General features: G+C 42.6%; 17 protein-coding genes and 1 other RNA gene. 4 read left to right on the top strand and 14 right to left on the bottom strand.

The features are described 5' to 3' along the window. Positions 1-86: 86 nt before the first annotated feature. The 6 genes from ssrS to GXP75_RS19630 form a co-directional block, all read right to left on the bottom strand. Positions 87-273: non-coding RNA, 6S RNA (ssrS, locus tag GXP75_RS19655), on the bottom strand. A 204-nt stretch (positions 274-477) separates the two neighbouring features. Next, positions 478-1,104 carry an FMN-dependent NADH-azoreductase gene (locus GXP75_RS19650; RefSeq protein WP_003325805.1) on the bottom strand — a complete coding sequence of 209 codons (627 nt, stop codon included), beginning with the start codon at positions 1,102-1,104 and terminating at the stop codon, positions 478-480. 154 nt (positions 1,105-1,258) lie between these two features. Beyond that, positions 1,259-1,750, bottom strand: a complete 492-nt coding sequence (locus tag GXP75_RS19645) for a TraR/DksA family transcriptional regulator (RefSeq protein ID WP_061573109.1) — start codon at positions 1,748-1,750, stop codon at positions 1,259-1,261. 141 nt (positions 1,751-1,891) lie between these two features. Then, positions 1,892-2,236, bottom strand: a complete 345-nt coding sequence (locus GXP75_RS19640; RefSeq protein ID WP_088117378.1) for a PH domain-containing protein — start codon at positions 2,234-2,236, stop codon at positions 1,892-1,894. A 334-nt stretch (positions 2,237-2,570) separates the two neighbouring features. Next, positions 2,571-2,714, bottom strand: a complete 144-nt coding sequence (locus tag GXP75_RS19635; RefSeq protein ID WP_117588374.1) for a DUF4025 domain-containing protein — start codon at positions 2,712-2,714, stop codon at positions 2,571-2,573. Between the two features lie 69 nt (positions 2,715-2,783). Further along, positions 2,784-2,987: a DUF6501 family protein gene (locus GXP75_RS19630; protein WP_003325801.1), complete on the bottom strand. Its 204-nt coding sequence runs from the start codon at positions 2,985-2,987 to the stop codon at positions 2,784-2,786. Positions 2,988-3,218: 231 nt separating this feature from the next. On the opposite strand from GXP75_RS19630, the gene GXP75_RS19625 reads away from it, so the two are divergent. The 3 genes from GXP75_RS19625 to GXP75_RS19615 all read left to right on the top strand — a co-directional run bounded on the left by GXP75_RS19625 (position 3,219) and on the right by GXP75_RS19615 (position 7,547). Next, positions 3,219-4,706 (top strand): aldehyde dehydrogenase family protein, encoded by a 1,488-nt coding sequence (locus tag GXP75_RS19625; protein WP_242557678.1) that lies wholly within the window; start codon positions 3,219-3,221, stop codon positions 4,704-4,706. Positions 4,707-4,815: 109 nt separating this feature from the next. Beyond that, a complete protein-coding gene (locus GXP75_RS19620; protein WP_242557677.1) occupies positions 4,816-6,705 on the top strand; it encodes a terpene cyclase/mutase family protein in 1,890 nt (629 codons plus the stop codon). Then, positions 6,702-7,547 (top strand): superoxide dismutase, encoded by an 846-nt coding sequence (locus GXP75_RS19615; RefSeq protein ID WP_214918510.1) that lies wholly within the window; start codon positions 6,702-6,704, stop codon positions 7,545-7,547. Before GXP75_RS19620 ends, GXP75_RS19615 begins: the two co-directional genes overlap by 4 nt. A gap of 31 nt (positions 7,548-7,578) precedes the next feature. Here the strand turns inward: GXP75_RS19615 and GXP75_RS19610 are convergent, their stop codons facing one another. Further along, the gene (locus GXP75_RS19610; RefSeq protein WP_061573105.1) at positions 7,579-8,916 is read right to left on the bottom strand and encodes a sodium-dependent transporter; all 1,338 of its coding nucleotides are present in this window, start codon (positions 8,914-8,916) and stop codon (positions 7,579-7,581) included. A gap of 257 nt (positions 8,917-9,173) precedes the next feature. Here GXP75_RS19610 and GXP75_RS19605 point away from each other — a divergent pair, with 257 nt between their 5' ends. Continuing rightward, positions 9,174-10,139 carry a bile acid:sodium symporter family transporter gene (locus GXP75_RS19605; RefSeq protein ID WP_242557676.1) on the top strand — a complete coding sequence of 322 codons (966 nt, stop codon included), beginning with the start codon at positions 9,174-9,176 and terminating at the stop codon, positions 10,137-10,139. 41 nt (positions 10,140-10,180) lie between these two features. Here GXP75_RS19605 and odhB read toward each other — a convergent pair whose 3' ends face one another. The 7 genes from odhB to GXP75_RS19570 form a co-directional block, all read right to left on the bottom strand. Beyond that, positions 10,181-11,434 carry a 2-oxoglutarate dehydrogenase complex dihydrolipoyllysine-residue succinyltransferase gene (gene odhB, locus GXP75_RS19600; RefSeq protein WP_242557675.1) on the bottom strand — a complete coding sequence of 418 codons (1,254 nt, stop codon included), beginning with the start codon at positions 11,432-11,434 and terminating at the stop codon, positions 10,181-10,183. Positions 11,435-11,449: 15 nt separating this feature from the next. After that, a complete protein-coding gene (sucA, locus tag GXP75_RS19595) occupies positions 11,450-14,290 on the bottom strand; it encodes a 2-oxoglutarate dehydrogenase E1 component (protein WP_242557674.1) in 2,841 nt (946 codons plus the stop codon). A 227-nt stretch (positions 14,291-14,517) separates the two neighbouring features. Continuing rightward, positions 14,518-16,434, bottom strand: coding sequence for a vWA domain-containing protein (locus GXP75_RS19590; protein WP_242557673.1), 1,917 nt, complete (start codon positions 16,432-16,434; stop codon positions 14,518-14,520). Positions 16,435-16,444: 10 nt separating this feature from the next. Next, positions 16,445-17,359: an AAA family ATPase gene (locus tag GXP75_RS19585; protein ID WP_214918501.1), complete on the bottom strand. Its 915-nt coding sequence runs from the start codon at positions 17,357-17,359 to the stop codon at positions 16,445-16,447. A gap of 61 nt (positions 17,360-17,420) precedes the next feature. Beyond that, positions 17,421-18,011, bottom strand: coding sequence for a superoxide dismutase family protein (locus tag GXP75_RS19580; RefSeq protein WP_061573100.1), 591 nt, complete (start codon positions 18,009-18,011; stop codon positions 17,421-17,423). 81 nt (positions 18,012-18,092) lie between these two features. Further along, the gene (locus tag GXP75_RS19575) at positions 18,093-19,349 is read right to left on the bottom strand and encodes a C40 family peptidase (protein ID WP_242557672.1); all 1,257 of its coding nucleotides are present in this window, start codon (positions 19,347-19,349) and stop codon (positions 18,093-18,095) included. Positions 19,350-19,775: 426 nt separating this feature from the next. Further along, entirely contained in the window at positions 19,776-20,993 is a 1,218-nt protein-coding gene (locus GXP75_RS19570; RefSeq protein WP_214918497.1) for a macrolide family glycosyltransferase, read from the bottom strand. Positions 20,994-21,054 lie beyond the last annotated feature (61 nt).

Below are 21,054 nucleotides of genomic sequence, written 5' to 3'. Positions count from 1 at the left end.
AAAAGAAGCCTTTCTATTACCGGTCGGCTGAAATTGAATTTTCAAAAGAAAAAAGCAAAATAAAAAGCCATCTCCAAAAGGAAATGGCTTTCGCTACGTATTGCCGTATGCACGTAAGAAAGTTTTAAACCACCACTCCTCAAAGTGGGTGTTTGCAGAAGCGTTCCTGTCGTCCTCTATCTTGGAGGCATGACATTCCGGCTTCGATGTAAAACTCCCTATTACAGCTTAAAGGTTAAAACTTAATTATCAATACGAACAATGTAGCTTCTATTAAAGAATACACGATTACTGACATTTTTTCAAGTGCTTATGATATTACAATAAAAAAACTTTTTTCTGAGCTCAGAAAAGACACTTTACTGAGACAGCGTTAACACATTCAGTTTCTTCATTATATAAATATAATAAAATAAAGACAAATTTCCATAAAATAAAAACCCCCGGCTATAAAAAGCACGGGAGTTTCCATCAATATTAGAATTTAGCAGCAAGGTCTTTTGCTTCTTGTAGTCCTTTTTCAACGATTGTTTGTGCGTTATCCGGGGCTGCATTATGGCCTTCAATCACCACGGTATGCAAATCTTGTACGCCCCAGAAGCCAAGAACTGTTTTCATGAAGTTAAGAGACATTTCAAGAGCAGCCATCGGTCCTTCAGAATATACACCCCCGCGTGCGTTAAGAAGGGCTACTTTTTTGTCTCCCATTAAGCCTTTTGGACCTTCTGGCGTATATGTGAAAGTAACACCCGCACGAGATAGGTAATCAACATAAGTATGAAGCACAGCAGGCACTGTGAAGTTCCAGAGCGGGAATGCAAAAACAACTTTATCAGCTTTTACAAACTGGTTAAGATAAACGTCAGCCGTTGACGCTTGTTTTTTCTCTTCTTCTGACATTTCAATGCCTTTAGCAGCTTTGAATGTTCCATTAATCATATCTCTTCCAAGGTAGGGAAGGTTTTCTTTATGAAGGTCCAGTTCGATCACTTCATCATTTGGATTATTTTCTTTATAAGCAGCTAAGAAAGCTTCATATAATTTTACTGAAACACCTTCTTCAGCTGTACGATCGCTTGCTTTAACAAATAAGACTTGAGACATTTTTATTCCTCCCGGTAATCTTTTTATATTTACTTACAAATAGTATGTTACTTTCTTTTTTAAATAATGTCAATCCATTTATTTCGAATTCGAGATTTTTTTGCGCAAAAAAAAGACAAGTACCGCAAAACCTGTACTCGCCTTCTTGAAACTTTTATTTTGAGTCCTGCTCCCGATCTAAAACTTCGTAAGTAGCGGAGCTTTTTTGATCAATCGTTTCTTTATTCGAAAGGTCTTTCACCTGTGCATGAAATTCCTTTTCAACCGCAGGTGCATTAGGCTCTAGAGCCTCTTCCCTGTCAGCCTGAGCCTCAACAGTCATTCTTGCGTACGGCACAGCATCGAGCCTCTCATAAGGGATTTCTTCTCCAGTCGCTTCACATATTCCATAAGTTCCGTCTTTTATTTTTTGTAAAGCATTGTTTACTTCATCTAATAGTTCCCTGTCTACTTCCTTTACTGTTTGGTCTGTCATTCTGTCCGTATACAGGCTGCCGTGGTCTGCCATATGGTTATCCACTCCGTTAGACAGCTCACCCGCTTCTTCTGTCATAGATTCCGTTGCTTTTTTCGGGCCGGACAATTCTTTTTGCAGATCTAGCAATTTATGATAGAGATGCTGAGTTTGTTCTTTAGTTAATGCCATGTGTAACCACTCCTTTCTTCTTTCTTTCCCGTTTTTAAAAAGAACAAACCTTCCAATAAAACACCTTCGTTTCCTCTGCTTTTTCACAAAAAAAACCGGCCATCATAAAGACGTCCGGTGTCCGCTAAGCTGTGAAGCGCTTTAGCTGCATAAATGTTTTGTCAAAATCGCCTGAACTTCACTCAGGTCGGTGTCTTTCGCAAATTCTAAATCGAAGGTCTTGCTTCTTGTCATCAACAAAAGTCCAGTATCAGGGTCAAACATTCCCGCTTCCTGAATAGCAAAGCTTTCAATTGTTTTATAAGGAAGAAATACACGCACTTTCTTTTTGGAGAACATTTTATTATCAAAAAATATGATGCGTTTATTTGTAAAGCAAATTTGGTCAACCCGGAGCTTGTATATAGATTCTATTCTTTCCCCTTCAACGAGCAAAGCTTCAAGTTTCTTTGCGTCAGTTGGTCTGCTAACAGAAAAAATACCCAATTAAGAACCCCTCTTCCTGCATTTATCTATTATTTTTATTATCAATACGTAAAATAAGTTCTATATCCCTATATAAGAATACGACATGGACGTCATTTAAACCATTACGAATAGATTACATTTTCTAAAAATCCGATCCAATCATTTTAAAAACCGTGCGCTTATTTGCTGTCATAACATAGTACGTGCAGATATAGATGAAAGTTTCATTTTTCAGGGGCATTTTCAGATTATTTTTTAAAAAATTTCGTTTATTTTTGATAATTCGGTTTTATTTTCCATTTATCTGAACGAAGAAAAAACCGCAGTTCTTTGCCTGCGGTTTTAAGATTATCTAATCCCGATCCGTATCTTCAATCGTTCCCTCATAATACGTATCTGAAATTTGTTCCCTTGTGACATCCTCGCCTTCTGTCGGATGCTTTTGTTCTGGGAAGTTCTCTGTTTCTTCTTTTCCGTTATTGCCTTGTCTTTTCATTATGCATTCACCCTTTTTTCTTTGATCATTCTTTATTATGGATGATGCATGACATATTCATTCGGTCAATCAGACCTCTTCAAAGTACTCTTTATAAAATCCGCCAACTTTATTGGAATTGTCTACGACAAACAGGAATTCTTCTGTTTCGTTTTTAACTTCATATTCTTTCCCCGGCGTTAAAACGCGGTTTACGATGTATTTTTTTGCATTTGTTTGAACACATTTTACTTTTCTCACTGTTTCTTTCTTCAGCCATGTTTTATGAATCATTCTAAAAGCTCCTTTTTCTTGTCGATATGTTCATTGTAGCTTTTTTCTCTTATCAATTGCAATAATGGTTATTCATTGATTTTGCTATCCCCTCTATTATAAAATCATTGTATACGCTTACTAATTCCACAAACTTCGCAGTCTAACCATTCCAAACCAACGCACCAACGAATCGACTATCACCAAGAATCTCAGTGCAGACCATTACAAATTACAGGAGGTTTGTTACAAATGAGTTCTTTAACGATGCAAATCAGTAAGAGGCTGGAGACATTTTTACAAGGGACCAAAAAACTGTACATTGACGGCAAATTTGTTCCGAGTGCTTCAGGAGCAACCTTTGTCACCCCAAATCCGGCAACCGGTGAGACGTTGATGACACTCTTCGAAGCACAAGCCGAGGATGTTGATAAAGCTGTAAAAGCCGCAAGAAAAGCCTTTGATCAAGGTGAGTGGCGCACGATGCCGGCAGCTTCCAGAAGCAGATTGATGTATAAATTGGCTGACCTGATGGAGGAGCATCAAACAGAACTCGCTCAGCTTGAAACACTCGACAACGGAAAACCGATAAGCGAAACAACAAACGGAGATATTCCGCTGGCCATAGAGCATATGCGCTACTATGCCGGCTGGTCTACTAAAATAACCGGACAGACGATACCTGTTGCGGGTTCTTATTTTAATTATACCAAGCATGACCCTGTCGGAGTCGTTGGTCAAATCATCCCGTGGAACTTCCCTCTTCTTATGGCCATGTGGAAAATGGGCGCTGCGCTTGCGACAGGATGCACCATTATCTTAAAGCCCGCTGAGCAAACGCCGCTTACGGCGCTATACTTGGCGGAATTAATTGATGAAGCCGGTTTTCCTGACGGCGTCATTAATATCATTCCCGGATTTGGAGAAACCACGGGAGAAGCGCTGTCCAATCATGAGGAAGTGGATAAGATCGCCTTTACAGGTTCAACTGAAATCGGCAAAAAAATTATGGAAACAGCCGCAAAATCAATTAAGCGCGTAACATTAGAACTTGGCGGAAAGTCTCCTAATATCATCTTGCCTGACGCGAACTTGAAAAAAGCCATTCCTGGAGCCTTAAACGGTGTTATGTTTAACCAAGGCCAAGTGTGCTGCGCGGGTTCACGGGTCTTTATTCAAAAAGACCGATACGATGAAGTGGTCAGCGAGATGGTTACTTATGCGGAATCCCTTCGTCAAGGTGCAGGCCTGCACAAAGATACACAAATCGGACCGCTTGTAAGCAAAGAACAGCACGAACGTGTCCTTTCCTATATTCAAAAAGGCAAGGATGAAGGAGCGAAAGCCGTGACAGGCGGAAGCTGCCCGTATGAGGAAGGTTATTTTGTATCACCAACTGTATTTACTGACGTGGAAGACGGCATGACAATTGCAAAAGAAGAAATTTTCGGCCCGGTTTTAACTGCCATTCCATACGATACGGTCGATGAAGTGATCGAACGGGCAAACAATACCGAATATGGCCTTGCAGCCGGATTGTGGACCGAAAACCTGAAACATGCTCACTATATCGCTGACCGCCTGCAAGCCGGAACCGTCTGGGTGAATTGCTATAACGTGTTTGATGCCGCATCCCCATTCGGCGGTTACAAGCAATCAGGACTTGGAAGAGAAATGGGTTCATACGCCTTAAATAATTACACGGAAGTAAAAAGCGTGTGGATTAACTTAGAGGATTAAAAAGAAGATTTTGAAAAACTGCTGCCCTGACAGCAGTTTTTTTGTTTTTTCTTTCTGTAATGCCGTCGAAAGAGCATGAATATATATGTTTCTGAAGGAGTTGAACGCGATGAGCACACTTCAGGAGCAGGTTGCAAGCTGCCAAAAGAAAACCATAACACAGCTGAAAAACATACAAAATGCTGATGGTTCATGGTCTTTTTGCTTTGAAGGCCCAATGATGACGAATTCATTTTTCATCCTCCTTCTCACCTCACTTGAAGAAAAGGGTAATGAAGAGCTGATTGAAAAATTGGCAAAAGGCATACGGGAAAAACAGCAGCCGGATGGAACGTTTATCAATTATCCCGGTGAAGAAAAAGGGAATGTGACAGCCACTGTCCAAGGATACGTCGGAATGCTTGCGTCCGGATTGTATCTGAGATCTGACCCTCATATGATACAGGCAGAACGTTTTATTATTTCTCAGGGCGGTCTCAAAGATGTTCATTTTATGACAAAATGGATGCTTGCAGCCAACGGGCTTTATCCTTGGCCGGCGACTTACCTCCCGCTGTGTCTCTTGGCTATTCCCCCAACGTTTCCGCTTCATTTTTACCAGTTCAGCACGTACGCGCGAATTCATTTTGTGCCCATGGCCGTGACTCTTAATCAAAGATTCTTTCTGAAAAATCCAAATATCCCCTCTCTTAAACATCTCGATTCGCATATGTCTAAAAATCCTTTCACATGGCTCAGAACAGACGCGTATGATCAGAGGGACCGCACTTCTATTCTGGCCTATTGGAAACAGCTGCTGAACGTGCCGTTTTCTTTACATCAGCTTGGCTTTCGTACAGCCAAAACCTATATGCTTGATCGTATAGAAAAAGACGGGACCCTGTACAGCTATGCCAGCGCGACCATTTTTATGATCTACAGCCTTCTGTCCCTTGGCATGTCACGCCATTCTTCCATCATTCAGCGGGCTTTGAACGGGGTTAAAACGTTGGTTGCGGAATGTGACGGCATTTCTTATTTAGAGAATTCTACATCTGCTGTTTGGGATACCGCTTTAATCAGCTATGCCCTTCAGCAAAGCGGTGTGCCTGAGAAGGATTTGATGATAACCGGAGCCGCAGACTTTCTGTCGGAAAGACAGCATAAAAAGAAAGCAGATTGGTCTGTCAAAAATCCGCACGCTGCACCCGGCGGCTGGGGCTTTTCAAAAATTAACACCAATAATCCTGATTGTGATGATACCGCAGCCGCATTGCAAGCGATTCCGCGCTCCCTGTCTCCTATGTCTTGGGATCGGGGGCTGAACTGGCTATTGTCTATGCAAAACAAAGACGGAGGATTCTCTGCCTTCGAAAGAAATGTGAACCACCCTCTTATCCGTCTGCTTCCGCTTGAGTCGGCTGAGGACGCAGCGGTTGATCCTTCGACACCCGACTTAACCGGACGCGTGCTCCGCTTCTTAGGTGAAAAAGCAGGTATGACACAGGATAACGGGCAAATAAAAAAAGCCGTCAACTGGCTCATCGATAACCAGGAGGATAACGGATCATGGTACGGCAGATGGGGCGTTTGCTATATTTACGGAACATGGGCCGCTATAACAGGAATGCGTGCCTGCGGTACAGAAGCGTTTCACCCTGCTGTAAAAAAAGCGGTGCATTGGCTGAAAACAATTCAGCATGATGATGGCGGCTGGGGTGAATCCTGCAGAAGCGCCGAAGTCAAAACGTACGTACCTTTACGATATGGAACGGTAACCCAAACAGCCTGGGCGTTAGATGCTTTATTGCAATATGAAGAACCTGAACACCCGTCTATTACAAAAGGACTCGAGTTTCTCATTAACAGCAAAAATCACAACAAGCAGAGTCTTGCCTATCCAACAGGAATCGGACTGCCAAAACAGTTTTATATTCGGTATCACAGCTACCCCTTTGCCTTTTCTTTGCTGGCTTATTCAAGCTATATGAAATCTATTGAAAAGAGGGAGATGAAATGAAACGCCATACGTACCAAACCGAGATGATCAATTGGTGTGAGGATTTGAAGGAACAGGTCCAAAAACGAGGGCAATATAATCATTTTGAGGCTCGATTTAAAAAGGTACTTGATAAGCTTGAGGATGAACAAGCGACAGAAGTAGAATGGTACCGGGAGGCCGCCGCATTATACCGAGATATAACAGAAGAAGACGGAACAAGCGAAAGAAAAACCTACGTGCCGATTGGAAAGCATGTTCTGCCAAAGCTTCCTTACCAGTATTCGGCACTTGAACCCTATATTTCTCGTGAGATTATGACACTTCATCATACAAAGCACCATCAAAGCTATGTGGACGGTTTAAATAAAGCAGAACTGGAGCTAAAGAAAGCAAGACAAACGAAAAACTATGAGTTAGTCGCCCACTGGGAACGAGAGCTTGCTTTTCATGGAGCGGGACATTATTTGCACAGCATTTTTTGGTTCTCGATGCATCCAAACGGAAAAAGGCGCCCTACCGGAGCATTGTTTCAAATGATAGATTTGTCGTTCGGCAGCTATTCTGCCTTCAAAGAGCACTTCACACAAGCGGCTAAAAAAGTGGAAGGTGTCGGCTGGGCCATTCTCGTTTGGTCTCCGCGCTCCGGACGGCTTGAGATCCTAGCTGCGGAAAAGCATCAGCTCTTCAGCCAATGGGACGTCATCCCCTTACTGCCCCTTGATGTATGGGAACACGCCTATTATTTACAATATAAAAATGAGCGGGCAAAATATGTTGATAACTGGTGGAATGTCGTTGATTGGCGTGAGGCGGAAAAACGTTTCGAAAAAGCGCGAAACGTAGTATGGCAGCTTTATTAAAAAGCCCCCGATGATTGGGGGCTTTTACTATTTAAAATAGGCCGATCACATGTAAAAACACAATAATAATAGCTACAGGAGAAAGATAGCGAATCAGTAAAAGCCAGACGGCAAACCATTTTTTCTTTATGCTTGATCCGCTCTTCAGCTCCTCAAAAAGCGCCTGTTTCGGAATTTTCAAAGGCACAAATATCGAAATCATCAGTGCGCCAAAGGGCATCAAGACATTGCTGACCAGAAAATCAGCAGCGTCAAAAATAGATAAGTGAAAAATAGAAACGTCACTCAGCACACCATATGATAGTGCGGACGGCACCCCGACAGCAAAAATGGCAATCCCGCCTGCCCATGCGTACCGTTTTCTTTTTTTCGGATCTCCTTTTGAAAGCACCGCCACCAAAATTTCTAGCATTGAAAAAGCAGAGGTAAGGGTTGCAAACAAAAATAGAATTAAAAAGGCTAATAAAAAGACAATACCAAACGGCATTTGGTTAAAAATAGTCGGCAGCACGTTAAACAAAAGCTGCGGCCCCTGATCCGGTTTCAGTCCGAATGAGAATACTGCCGGAAAAATTGCGATCCCCGCCATAATTGCCACAAGTACATTCAGCACCGTTACGGATACAGCGGATTGAATAATATTTTCTTCTTTTGCTAAATAAGCACTGTATGTAACCATAACGGAGACTCCGACGCTTAAAGAGAAAAAGGACTGGCCCATGGCATAGAGAATTGTATTCGCGTCAATGGAATGAAAGTCAGGCGTCAAGAAAAACTTGATCCCTTCCATTGCTCCGTCAAGCGTCACAGACCGTATCATTAAAATAATAAATAACAGAAAAAGAGCGGGCATTAACACTTGGCTTGCTTTTTCAATTCCGCTGCTCACGCCTCTGGCCACTACTAAAATGGTTAACACGATAAACAGGAATTGTCCTCCTACAGCGGCATACGGATTTGATATGGTATCTGCAAATAAAGTATCAAACCCTGAAGTAAGCGACAAACCGCCTGAAAAGCCTTTTATGATGTAGATTAATATCCAGCCGCCCACCACGCTATAAAAGGATAATAGAATAAAACATGTGACAATCCCAAGATAACCGATCCAATGCCACTTGCTTCCCGGTGCAAGCGCTTTATAGGATTCAACGGCATCTTTTTGGGTTTTCCTGCCGATGATAAATTCCGCCAGCAGTAAAGGCAGTCCGATTAAGATAGTAAATAAGATGAAAATTAATAAAAATGCGCCTCCTCCGCTGGTACCCGCTACGTATGGAAACTTCCATATAGCGCCAAGCCCAATTGCTGAACCGGCGGCAGCTAAAATAAATCCCAGCTTTGATGACCATTGATTAGCGTCTTTCACTCCAACACTCCTTTATTCATTCCTATTAAACGTATAAAGGTTCATTGTAAGAATATCGTACTATATAGTCAAGAAAGAATTTACGAATAATCTATCAGTTTACATAATATAATTATTGTATTCAAAAAATTTTTCTTATCATAATGAAAAATAAGTTTCAATATTGAATTATTCAGAAAACTCATTATAATAAGAGAATGTCAAAAAAACTGTAAGGTTTTCTGCTATCATTTTTGATTTTTGTGAGGAGAGTGCTTATGGAGAGCATCAAAAAGATCAGTCAATTTGCGGGGCAGACCTTTGGGATTTGGGTTATTGTCTTTGCTGTGTTAGGTTTTGCTTTTCCGCCTTTGTTTATGTGGATCAGCACTTATATTACGGTTTTTCTGGGTATCATTATGTTCGGCATGGGACTTACGCTTCAAGCGGATGACTTTAAGGAGCTGATCAGAAAACCATTGAATGTGCTCATAGGTGTAATTGCGCAATATACCATTATGCCGCTTGTTGCAGTCGGTCTGGCATATGGTTTGCGCCTTCCTGCAGAAATTGCGGTCGGAGTCATTCTGGTCGGCTGCTGTCCGGGCGGGACATCATCAAATGTGATGACATTTTTGGCTAAAGGGAATACAGCACTGTCGGTGGCTGTCACGACCATTTCAACCTTACTGGCGCCTATCATGACACCTCTTCTGATCATGCTGTTCGCCAAGGAGTGGCTGCCTGTTTCCCCAAGCTCCTTATTCATTTCCATTATGCAAGCTGTCCTGTTTCCGATTATAGCAGGCCTGATTGTAAAAATGTTTTTCAAAAAACAGGTTACACAAGCAGTCCATGCTCTTCCGCTTGTATCTGTCATCGGAATCGTGGCCATCGTTTCAGCAGTCGTCAGTGCCAATCGCGACAACCTGCTTCAGTCCGGCTTATTGATTTTTTCAGTCGTCATCCTTCATAACGGAATCGGCTATTTGCTCGGATTCCTTGCTGCAAAAGTACTAAAGATGGATTATCCCTCGCAAAAAGCGATTGCTATTGAGGTTGGAATGCAGAATTCAGGGCTCGGCGCAGCGCTTGCAACAGCTCATTTTTCACCTTTATCAGCGATTCCCAGTGCGATATTCAGTGTTTGGCACAATCTTTCCGGATCAGTGGTCGCTTCTTACTGGTCAAAGAAAGCAAAGGCTTCCGCTGCTGAATCGGACACTTCCAAACTGCCTGCATAAAAAACACCGCTTTGAATTTCTCAAAGCGGTGTTTTACATTCTTATCCCTCTAATAAAAGCTGTTCAGGATCTTCGAGCAAGTTTTTCACAGTCACTAAGAATCCGACCGCTTCTTTTCCGTCGACAATCCGGTGGTCATAAGATAATGCGATATACATCATCGGACGGTTTTCAAAGCGTTCTTCGTCAATTGCAACAGGACGCAGCTGGATTTTATGCATTCCTAAAATTCCAACTTGAGGGCTGTTTAAGATTGGCGTAGATAGCAATGAACCGAATGTTCCTCCGTTTGTAATCGTGAAGGAACCGCCTTGCAGCTCACCAAGCGTTAATTTGTTGCTTCTCGCTTTTTTCGCAAGTTCACCGATTTCTCTCTCAATTCCGGCGAATGAAAGACGGTCAGCATCACGGACAACAGGTACAACAAGACCTTCGTTCGCCGCAACTGCAATACCCACATCATAGAATTTCTTAATGATCAGTTCATCACCTTGAATTTCAGCATTCAATAGCGGGAACTTCTTCAGGGCCGCCACAACTGCTTTTGTAAAGAATGACATAAAGCCAAGCTTTACTTCATTTTGCTCCAAAAATTGATCTTTGCGGCGTTTTCTTACATTCATAACCGCTGTCATGTCTACTTCATTAAATGTTGTCAACATAGCAGATGTCTGCTGCACCTCTACCAGACGTTTGGCAATGGTCTGTCTTCGGCGTGACATTTTTTGCACTTCAACCGGCTTTTCAAAGTCTTGCTGTGATTTTTGTGCCTGCGGCTGCTGTTTTGGCTGAGGCGCAGGTTTTGCTGATGGTTTTTCATAGGCTTCTACATCTTGTTTGCGAACTCTGCCGAGAGGATCCCCTGTTGGAATTTGTGACAAGTCAATTCCTTTTTCTCTGGCTAGCTTGCGTGCTGATGGAGATGCCACTGTTCTTGACTTTGATTCTTCTTGCGCTTCCTGGCTGACTTGCTGTGCAGCCGGTTCAGCCTGCTTCTCTTCTTTTGTATTTTCACTTTTTGCAGCGTTATCTTCAGACGCAGGGGCAGAACTTTCTCCCGCACCTTCTGTAATCGTGCCGATGATTTCTCCAACTTGGACGGTATCACCCGAATCTTTCAATACCTCTTGAAGTACACCCGATTCTTCAGCTGTCAGTTCCACATTCACTTTATCCGTTTCCAGTTCAAGCAGATACTCACCCTGTTCTACATAATCCCCGGGCTGCTTTAACCATTGGGCTATTGTTCCTTCTGAGATTGATTCTGCTAATTCAGGTACCTTAATTTCCGCCATTTTTCAATTTCCCCCTTAGTTTTTGCGAGTCAAGCTATCAGATACAATGCGTTCTTGTTCTTTTTTATGAACTGTCGGATCGCCCTCTGCCGGACTTGACCGTCTTCTCCGACCAATATATTGAACACTTACTCCCTCTGGTGCAACTTCTGATAAATAAGGACTGATGTAACTCCATGCTCCCATGTTTTGCGGCTCTTCCTGAACCCAGACAATTTCTTCAAGATTCGGCAATTTAGCGAAGAGCTCTTTTATTTCTTTCGCAGGGAATGGATACAGCTCTTCGACTCTCGCAATGTGAAGCCAATCTTTCCCTTTCCCATCTTCCAACTTATTAAAATGATCACTGATGTCAATGGACACTTTACCGCTCGATAAAACGAGACGCGTTACTTTTTCATAAGCATGAGAAAGTCCCGACTGTTCATAGACTGGCTGGAATTTGCTTTCGCTTAGTTCCTGGACTTCTGACACTGTATTCGGATTACGAAGAAGACTTTTTGGCGTCATGATCACCAACGGACGAATTTCCTCGCGGAGAAGCATTTTCGCCTGTCTTCTTAAAATATGGAAGTATTGGGCAGCGCTTGTCAAGTTGGCAACCGTCCAGTTATTTTCAGCCGCAAGCTGAAGGAAACGCTCAATTCTTCCGCTTGAGTGTTCAGGCCCTTGTCCTTCATAACCATGCGGAAGAAGCATAACTAAGCCGGATTTTTGGCCCCATTTCGCCCGTCCCGCAGAAATGAACTGGTCAAAATACACTTGAGCCGCGTTGGCAAAATCACCGTATTGGGCTTCCCAAATCACTAAAGTTTCTGGTGAATACACGTTATACCCATATTCAAAACCGATAACGGACCCTTCTGAAAGCGGACTGTTGTGTACGGCGAAGGATGCTTCGCAATCGGATAAATGATGCAGCGGCACAAACTCTTTGCCTGTCTCACTGTCATGAAGCACAAGGTTTCTTTGTGCGAACGTTCCGCGTTCAGAATCCTGTCCCGTCAAGCGGATCGGTGTTCCGTCTTTTAAAATAGACGCAAATGCTAGTGATTCCGCCAGTGACCATTCAACTTTGCGGTCATCATCAAATGCTTTGGCCCGTCTTTCAAGAATGCGTTTCAATTTGCCAAATACGTTAAATGATTCCGGCCAATTGACCAGCTCTCCGTTCAGCTTGCGCAGCACATCAAAATGAATGGATGTGTCAACATCCGGGAAGCCGTTTGAAACAGGTTCCGGAAGTTCAATTTCGCGGACAGCATCTTCTTTTTTCGCAGGTACCTTTTGATAGGCGTCCTCTATTCTTTTCGCTACAGATTGCTCAATGTTTTGAACCGTTTCTTCGCTGATCTGCCCTTCTTTTATCAGCTTTTCTGCGAAGATCTGTTTCACGGTAGGGTGCTTTCTGACGGCGTCGTATAACATCGGCTGAGTCGTTGACGGCTCATCCATTTCGTTGTGGCCATAACGTCTGTACCCGATTAGATCAATCAAGAAATCTTTATTGAATTTTTTGCGGTATTCAACTGCAAACTTCACTGCTGAAAGACAAGCTTCAGGATCGTCTGCGTTCACGTGGACAATCGGGATTTCATATCCCTTTGCCAAGTCACTGGCATACTTCGTTGATCTTGATTCATCGCTTTCTGTCGTAAATCCGATCATATTATTGGCAATGATATGAATCGCTCCGCCGACTTGATAGCCATTAAGCGAACTCAAATTCAACGTTTCTGCCACAATTCCTTCTCCAGGGAACGCTGCGTCACCATGGATAAGAATAGCAAGTGATTTCGTTTCATCCTGCTCAGGATACCCGCTTTGTGTTCTTGTTTCTTGAGCGGCCCGCGTGCTGCCTTCCACTATCGGATCAATGAATTCCAAGTGGCTCGGATTGTTCGCCAGCGTGATCCGTGCAGACTTTGTTTCAGCGTCTTTAAGATGCCTTTTTGCGCCCAGATGGTACTTGACGTCCCCTGTCCATCCGTAGCTGATTCCGACAGATCCTTCAGACGGAACTAGTTCTTTGTTTGGCGCATGCTGGAATTCCGAGAAAATGATTTCATACGGTTTGCCGAGCACATGTGCCAGCACATTCAGGCGGCCCCTGTGCGCCATCCCGATATTAACGCTTGTTGTGCCCGCTTTGACGGACTTCGCAATAATATCATCAAGCACCGGCACGAGAGCGTCCAGTCCTTCGATCGAAAAACGCTTTTGGCCGACGAAGGTGCGGTGTAAAAACTGCTCAAGGCCTTCCACTTCTGTAAGCCTTTCTAAAACGGCTGCCAGCTTTTCCGGTGAATTCTTTTGAAACAATTCGCCTGACTCAATCATATTTGTGATCCATTCCCGCTCTTCGAAATGATGCACATGGTCAAATTCAAATGAGATTGTTTTTTTATAGGTGTTTCTTAAATGTTCGATGGCTTCTATGCCGTTCGTAATGTTTTTAGGAGCGTCTTTGCAAATCACGGACGCCGGTATTTCTTTTATTTCCTGTTCTGTCAGCCCGTAATCGGATAACGGAAACAACTCCCGTTTCTCCCGGTCCTTTCTGAGCGGATTAACGGAAGCGTTTAAATGGCCATAGGTTCGTATATCTTCTGCAAGTTTAACTGCTGATGCGATCTTTTGTATCAGATCGGCTGTGATGCGTCCCGGTTCTTTAGTTCCCGATGCCTCTTTTATTTGGCTCGGCGGAGCTCCCAGTTCATCAAACATGTCCTTAAGATCCGGGTCGATACTCTTCGGATCTTTAACATATTGATCGTAAAGCTCCAGCGCGTAGCCGAGGTTCGGACCGTAAAATTCTTCCCAATTCATTCTTTGTTTCATACTATTTTGAAACATTTGAACATTACCCCCAACCTAGATAATCAAGTGATTGATTCACTATCTTGAAATAACTTTCGAACGCTGTGCCCAAATTTATGTAATAAAAACGCTTCCAACGATATTTTACCACTCTTTGCAATTTGATTCTACCTTGATTGTTCACAAAACAGTAAAAAAATCATCGTAAAAACAAAAAATTTAAATCATTCATAAAATAAAAGCAAAAAAGCATAGAATAACGGCTATCCTATGCTTTTATGGAGCAATTTTTTCAAGAGCGGATAGAGCACATCCGGAAGCTGGTCTACATCCGGAACGAAAATACTGTATTTTCCGTACATATCCTGAATGGTTTTCATTTGGGACTCTTCAATTTCAGTGTTGGACAGAAACACATTAATCACTTCTATCCCTCTTTTTCTTGCTTCAATGACCGCTTCACTCGTATCCACAATTCCGTTTTGTTCATAACCGAACGCAGCCGGTTCTCCGTCAGAAAAGACCAGTAAAAATTTTTGCGCTTCGCGGCGCTGTAAAACCTGTTTGGTCATTTGCCTGATGGCGTAGCCGTCCCTGTTGTCTTCCTCCGGTTCGAGCTGCATAATGGCAGGCCCCGCTCCTTTTTGCAGGGAATCCTGAAAAGGAATTACCGTATTAAAATAGTTCGGCTGGCTGGTTTCGGTCGCATCGTTCGTGTCCTCCCAAAAACCGACAATCTGATGCGGAACGGATACGGATTTCAATGCTTCATGAAACAACACGATTCCCCGTTTCGTTTCCTCCATTTTATCAAACATACTTGCAGAACAATCGACAAGCAATGTAAATACGGCATCAATTTCAGAAGACGGCTCCTGCTTTTTATAGAAAAGACGTGGATTGCGCTCTGTAAAATATCGAAGCAGCTTATTATTCAGACGGCCCGCATGTAAATCTGTCCGGGGAAGCGTCTTTTTATGCTCAAGCGTTTTTTGAATCATTTGCTTCAGCCGCTTTTGATACGATTCAATCGACTTCGTTTGCTGCTTATAATTAAGCTCCTCTTCCCGGGAAACAGGCTTCGGCTCTTTATAAATCGGAAAGGCGAATCTGTTTTCTTTTCCGTCCGTCAGGCTGCCCCCGTTCGGTTCGTCTTTTCTTGATTCCAGCGCCTCCAGCTTGGAGTAGTCTTTTCTTTTTGTCTCTTGGGCTGAACCTTGAACAGAACCAAGGGCCTGATCCCCGTCATCCCCTTCTCTGGCGGCGTCTTTCCCCAAGTCTGATTTCGCCCCGTGTTCAATATCAAATTGCAGAAAACTTTTAGAGGGCGCCTCGGTTTCACGATGCCACGTCGGCATTTCCTCTTCATGAATGTCCTCATCGCCATCCGACTTTTTCGGAAGCTTGAGATCATCGCTCAATTTCGGCGCTGTTTTTATATCTTCAAATAACGGCTGCTCCGCGGCTTGCTCATAATCAAGCTCAGGAAGAAAGAAATAGGTGTTCAGCATGTCCTTATCCAGCACTTCTTCCAATCCGTCCATAATTTCTTTGACAACGTTTAATACCTGGCTTGTGGATTCTGCTTCGTATACACGGATCAGCCGGCTTTCTATAAAAGGTATCATCAGATCAATATCTTCACGCATGGCAGGAATGCCTTCCAGCGGTGACTCTGCTGTCAGCTTGACATATAAGGCACAAAATAATGCATCGGTAAAAATGCTTCGTTCTAAATTTAATGTCAGCTGTGTCGTGAAGTATTTTCTGTACATGTTTCTTCTTTTCGAAAAGATCCGCTTAGTTCCGGGGCGCTCATGTTTAATGAGCTCTTCAATTCTCATATCCTCAAGCAGCATAAACAGCTGTTTCGCAAAGCTCTTATGAGAAATATGATGATGCGCAAACTCCAAAAGGCTTGCAAACTCATGGTACGAACTGTAATTCGTTCCGATTGAGCGCAAATAGACGTCGCTTTTCAGCCCCGCTTCCATATCCTCAGCTGCTCTGTCTTTCCAAAAATGGCTCATATAGATTTTCTTTTCGAATGGATTGTAATAAGACTGGACTCCGTATTCGACTTCGACTTCTTCGCTTTTGGTAAGTGTTTTAGCCAGGTCGGTCAGCATCATAAACAAAAACGAATCTATGGTGCTGTCATTAAACTTAATAAACTTCATCTCTTTACCCTCATTCAAACAGAGTTTCTGCGATATTACGAACCGCTGCTTTTTCGCGGTCATCGTCAAGCTTTTCCACAATTCCTCTTTCGATAGCCCGAAGAGGCGGAATATAAGCCGCTAAGTCACATGTATCAATCAAAGCTCTGATAGATGCCGCTTCCTCGGATACCTGGCCGTTATGAGCTTGAACGATCAAATCGGAAGAAAGCGTAATAAACCTGTTGATCAGTAGTTCATCTTTTAAAGCTGACTGCGCTGTCAGCACTTGCTTCAGCAAGTCACCTTTAATATAAGGAACGTCTATGATGACAAAACGGTTTTTCAATGCTTCGTTCAGGGGCACTGTACCGACATAGCCTTCATTGATTGCGGCAATTACGCCGAAACCTTCTTTTGCCCGAATCACTTCTCCCGTGAACGGATTGGTCATCATTTTTCTGTAATCCAACACGCCGTTTAAAATCGGAAGCGTTTCCGGCTTTGCCATATTAATCTCATCTATATAGAGAAAATGCCCTTCGTTCATCGCTGTTGTCACAGGCCCTGAAACAAACTCAATCGTTGCCTGTCCTGATTCGTTTTCGATGGTTTTGTAGCCGACAAGAGCTTCAGCGTCAAGATCAACCGAACAGTTTACACTGTGCATCGGTTTGTTGAAATAGCTGGACAGCGTTTCAGCAAGCTTTGTTTTACCTGAACCGGTAGGGCCTTTTAATAAGATGTTTTTTCCCAGAGCTAAAGAGATTATCGCATCAAACAAAATCGCTTCATCCTCTGCTGCATAGCCTGATGACCCGATAAGTGTCTGAAATTCTTGAGGGATCGTCTGTTTTTTATATGATAAAAGCTTGTTTTGAATGTCTTCCGGAAATGATAGATGCTGCAATTGAGATGTCATAGATAGGTTTCCTTTCCAATTCATATTCCTTTAACGAGTATACTAAAAAAGCCCTTGTATTCTCAATACAAAAGGGCTGTGCCAATTATTGTTTTTTAGTGTTGCCTGAGAGTGCTCCGCACACGATCCGGTCCCCTGAATTTCCGCTCGGATTGGTTAAATAATCATCCGCCTGTTCATGAATCACAAATGCGCTTCCGTCCTTATCAAGGATATTGAGCTTACTTCCTTCCTTTAAAGAAGTTTCGGGCGCATTCATAATCACATCCACTTTTCCGTTGGCACCGACTTCAAGGTTGGGCAGATCACCGGCGTGATGCCCCATTGGGTTGTTAAAACCGTGTTCTTTATTAAGCGGATTAAACGGTCCTCCCGCCGATTCAAAATCCGGCTTCACGCAAGTTCCCTTTTCATGAATGTGAAATCCAAGGGAAGCGCCCGGGGGAAGCTGGGTTGCTGAGATATGAAAATCTAAGCCTTCTTCGTCCGACTCTTTTATTTCAATAAAGCCGATTTTCTTGCCTTTCGAATTGACCAGCTGTACGTCGTAAAGAAATGCCGACGTTTCAATCGCTTTACTATCAGGCTTAGTGTTTGGGTGATCTGAGGCTCCCCCTTGTCTGCACCCGCCAAGTCCCAGTGCCCCCAGCATGATAAGCAGTAAAAGACGATGCATGCTGTCTCCCCCTTGTTTTTTCATACAGTCTGGTCAAAGGATTCACGGAATAAACAAGAAAAAAAGCCTTAAAGGCTTTTTTTAAAAATAACTTCTGGCTCCCAAGTAGCGCGGCTTCCAATATGAGTTGCTCAAATTTGAAATCTCTACGCCTGATGAGCTTGCATGAATAAAATTACCGCTGCCTAGATAAACCCCCATATGAGAAGGACCCGATTTATATGTTGTAAAAAAGACAAAGTCTCCGACAGATGGCTGGCTGACTTTCTGCATCGTATTCCAATATCCCGCAGTGCTTAACCTGGAAACAGAGGATACTTTATTAATGAGATAATAAATATAACCGCTACAGTCAAAACCCGCTGGCGTGTTGCCGCCCCAGCGGTACGGAACTCCGACATATTTTTTTGCTTCAGTTATCATTCTGTCAATCTTTGAACCTATTTGCACATTTGAGTCCGATTTATCTGTTGTTGTATGATCTGTAGTTTTATCAGAACCGTTTGATTTTGATGTCCCTGAAACGGTCAGAACCTGTCCGATTTGCAGTACATCTGAGGACAAATTGTTTTTTTCCCTGATGCTTTGAACGGTTATTCCCAGCTGATTGGCAATCTTCCAAAGAGAATCGCCTGATTTGACCTTGTATGTAGATGTTTTTACAGTATCATTACCTGAGGCTGGGGGCTTTTTCGACCCGCTGCTCCCGCTGTTTGATGAGCTTGTCCCTTTAACTTTTAACACTTGCTTCGGATAAAGGGTATCTGACTTTAAGCCGTTTAATGTTTTTAATTCGGCAACCGTCATATGTAACTGATTAGCGATCTTCCACAACGAATCGCCGAGTTTTACTGTATAAGTTCCGTTTTTGGAACTTGAGGAATTTGAACTGTTATTTGTTTTTTCACTCGAATCGCTTGAAGATTCCTTTGAGCTTGTCCCCTTGATTTTCAGCTTTTGTCCGGGACGGATTAAATCACTGCTCAGGCTGTTTAAACTTTTTAGCTCAGAGATACTCATATTGTGGTTTTTGGCAATCATCCACAACGAATCGCCGTATGTAACTGTGTAGCTTGATGTTTTGTTTGTGCTTTTTGGTGATGACGTGCTTTTCTTTCCGCTCTCAGGTATTTTTAAGCTCTGCCCGGCATACAGCATGCTCGTTTTCAACTGGTTTTCGGATTGTAGAGCTGCAATACTCGTATTATACTGGCGCGAAAGCTTCCATAAAGAGTCACCGCTTTTCACCTTGATGGTTTTTGCTTCCACAGGAGCCACAACCATAGATGAGCCGACGACAGCAGTAGCGGCCATTCCGGCTACTATTGTTTTTTTCATATTTCCGATCAACCTCCTATTTTTCTGTTATAACGCTGGATTCAAAAATAAGAACTGCTAAAAAAGGCCATCTTCTTTTTTATCGGCACTTATTCAGTTTTATCAACAACTTCACAATAGATTGGCGACGTTTCAGTCTCAGGTGACCGTATCACTCTCACAACAACACCGCTTATTTTACAGAAAAGGAACTTCACGCTCAAAAGACTTTGGAACTATTTGGATATTCATGCTGTAATTTGTTACTTTCTATCTAATCAAGGTAAAGCTTTTAATGAGAGAAACGGTTTTCCCCCTCTGCTGACTGTTTCACATACAATTCTCCAACAGATTGCAAAATCCTCCTTAAAACCGTTTTTATGACGAAATATCTCATTCAGAGCAATAAAAAAAGCCTGCTTCATTTTCATGAAACAGGCTGGTTCATTACATATCTGCTGTTTGCGTGCTTGTTTTGACTTGCTCTAGAATGCAATCTGCAGCACGCTTAGAGCCTCCGGCTGCTATCAGCGATTCTCCGATTTCGTTTGCTTTTTCTGAATAGCGGGCGTTTGCTGTGACTTGTTCAATGGTTTCTTGTAACACTTCAACAGATACGTTTTCTTTTTTCAAAACCTTTCCCGCACCTACTTTTTCAACTTGACTGGCCACCATAAACTGGTCTGCTCCCATAGGGATCACAATCAGCGGCGTTTTGTAATACAAACCCTCGCTTGTACTGTTCATCCCCCCGTGAGTAATAAACAGATTCGCCCTTTTTAATATTTCAAGCTGAGGAACATAAGGCTTCACAATAAAATTTTCGGGAATTTCGTTCAGATCGCTTTGTTTGAGCTGCTTGCCGATTGCTAACACTACCTTGCCCTCAAAGCCTTTACATGCCTCTAAACATTGATTAAAAAACTCTTTTTGATTATTGAAAATGGTTCCCATAGATATAAACAGAACATTTTCATTTTCTATCTCTTCAAATGGGAAATCAAAGTTTCCTGGACGGTCGGCAATTGAAGGACCTACAAATAGATAGTTCTCTCCAAATTCAACAGCATTTGGCTGGAATTCTTTTGAAGTAAAGACAATGGTCAAGTCCCCTTCGCAAGAAAAGATATCAAACGGCTTGTTGATTCCCGCTGCAAAATCGGCATTTAATGTTCGGACAATCTCTTGATAGGATGAATAATAAGGAGATTCCTCCATTGGCGAGTTGAGGTTAAACTGACTGATTTGCTTCACAAATTCCTCGTTCATAGCGAAAGTTGAGCATAATGAAAATTTCGGCAGCTTCAGCAAATTAGACACTATTTTTCCCGCTATGAAATGATGGTCATACAACACATAATCATATGATTCATGCTTTACTTCTTCATAAATACGAGAGGCTATATCCCCGCATTCTTTTAGAAGATGGTAGAGCAGTTCAGTGACATCTCCCCCTTCATCTCCGGTTTTATTCTTTCCAAAGGTATCGTCGCGAAAATCGCTATATTCACGGTATTCTACACCAAGCCCGGTGATTTTTTCTTCATATTCCTTTACTGCGTAATAGGTAATCGTTTCTCCTCTGGATTTCAGCTCTTTTATAATGCCTAATGACGGATTGATATGGCCTTCACCCGGAAAATTGATCATTAATACCTTAGCCATGTCATCTGCTCCCTTCCTTCTAAATGTATGTAATATTTTACACAGTACTACAATTACTTAT

It is taken from the genome of Bacillus sp. HU-1818 (assembly GCF_022695965.1).
GTDB lineage: Bacteria > Bacillota > Bacilli > Bacillales > Bacillaceae > Bacillus > Bacillus atrophaeus.
This window is presented reverse-complemented; position numbering and strand designations above follow the sequence as displayed.

Excerpts from the sequence above, each read along its gene's own strand:
- GXP75_RS19605 (WP_242557676.1), top strand. The coding sequence starts at position 9,174 with ATGGAGAGCATCAAAAAGATCAGTCAATTTGCGGGGCAGACCTTTGGG.
- GXP75_RS19580 (WP_061573100.1), bottom strand. The coding sequence starts at position 18,011 with ATGCATCGTCTTTTACTGCTTATCATGCTGGGGGCACTGGGACTTGGC.
- GXP75_RS19635 (WP_117588374.1), bottom strand. The coding sequence starts at position 2,714 with ATGAAAAGACAAGGCAATAACGGAAAAGAAGAAACAGAGAACTTCCCA.
- GXP75_RS19630 (WP_003325801.1), bottom strand. The coding sequence starts at position 2,987 with ATGATTCATAAAACATGGCTGAAGAAAGAAACAGTGAGAAAAGTAAAA.
- odhB (WP_242557675.1), bottom strand. The coding sequence starts at position 11,434 with ATGGCGGAAATTAAGGTACCTGAATTAGCAGAATCAATCTCAGAAGGA.
- GXP75_RS19585 (WP_214918501.1), bottom strand. The coding sequence starts at position 17,359 with ATGAATTGGAAAGGAAACCTATCTATGACATCTCAATTGCAGCATCTA.
- sucA (WP_242557674.1), bottom strand. The coding sequence starts at position 14,290 with ATGTTTCAAAATAGTATGAAACAAAGAATGAATTGGGAAGAATTTTAC.
- GXP75_RS19615 (WP_214918510.1), top strand. The coding sequence starts at position 6,702 with ATGAAACGCCATACGTACCAAACCGAGATGATCAATTGGTGTGAGGAT.
- GXP75_RS19625 (WP_242557678.1), top strand. The coding sequence starts at position 3,219 with ATGAGTTCTTTAACGATGCAAATCAGTAAGAGGCTGGAGACATTTTTA.
- GXP75_RS19590 (WP_242557673.1), bottom strand. The coding sequence starts at position 16,434 with ATGAAGTTTATTAAGTTTAATGACAGCACCATAGATTCGTTTTTGTTT.
- GXP75_RS19570 (WP_214918497.1), bottom strand. The coding sequence starts at position 20,993 with ATGGCTAAGGTATTAATGATCAATTTTCCGGGTGAAGGCCATATCAAT.
- GXP75_RS19645 (WP_061573109.1), bottom strand. The coding sequence starts at position 1,750 with ATGGCATTAACTAAAGAACAAACTCAGCATCTCTATCATAAATTGCTA.
- GXP75_RS19620 (WP_242557677.1), top strand. The coding sequence starts at position 4,816 with ATGAGCACACTTCAGGAGCAGGTTGCAAGCTGCCAAAAGAAAACCATA.
- GXP75_RS19650 (WP_003325805.1), bottom strand. The coding sequence starts at position 1,104 with ATGTCTCAAGTCTTATTTGTTAAAGCAAGCGATCGTACAGCTGAAGAA.
- GXP75_RS19575 (WP_242557672.1), bottom strand. The coding sequence starts at position 19,349 with ATGAAAAAAACAATAGTAGCCGGAATGGCCGCTACTGCTGTCGTCGGC.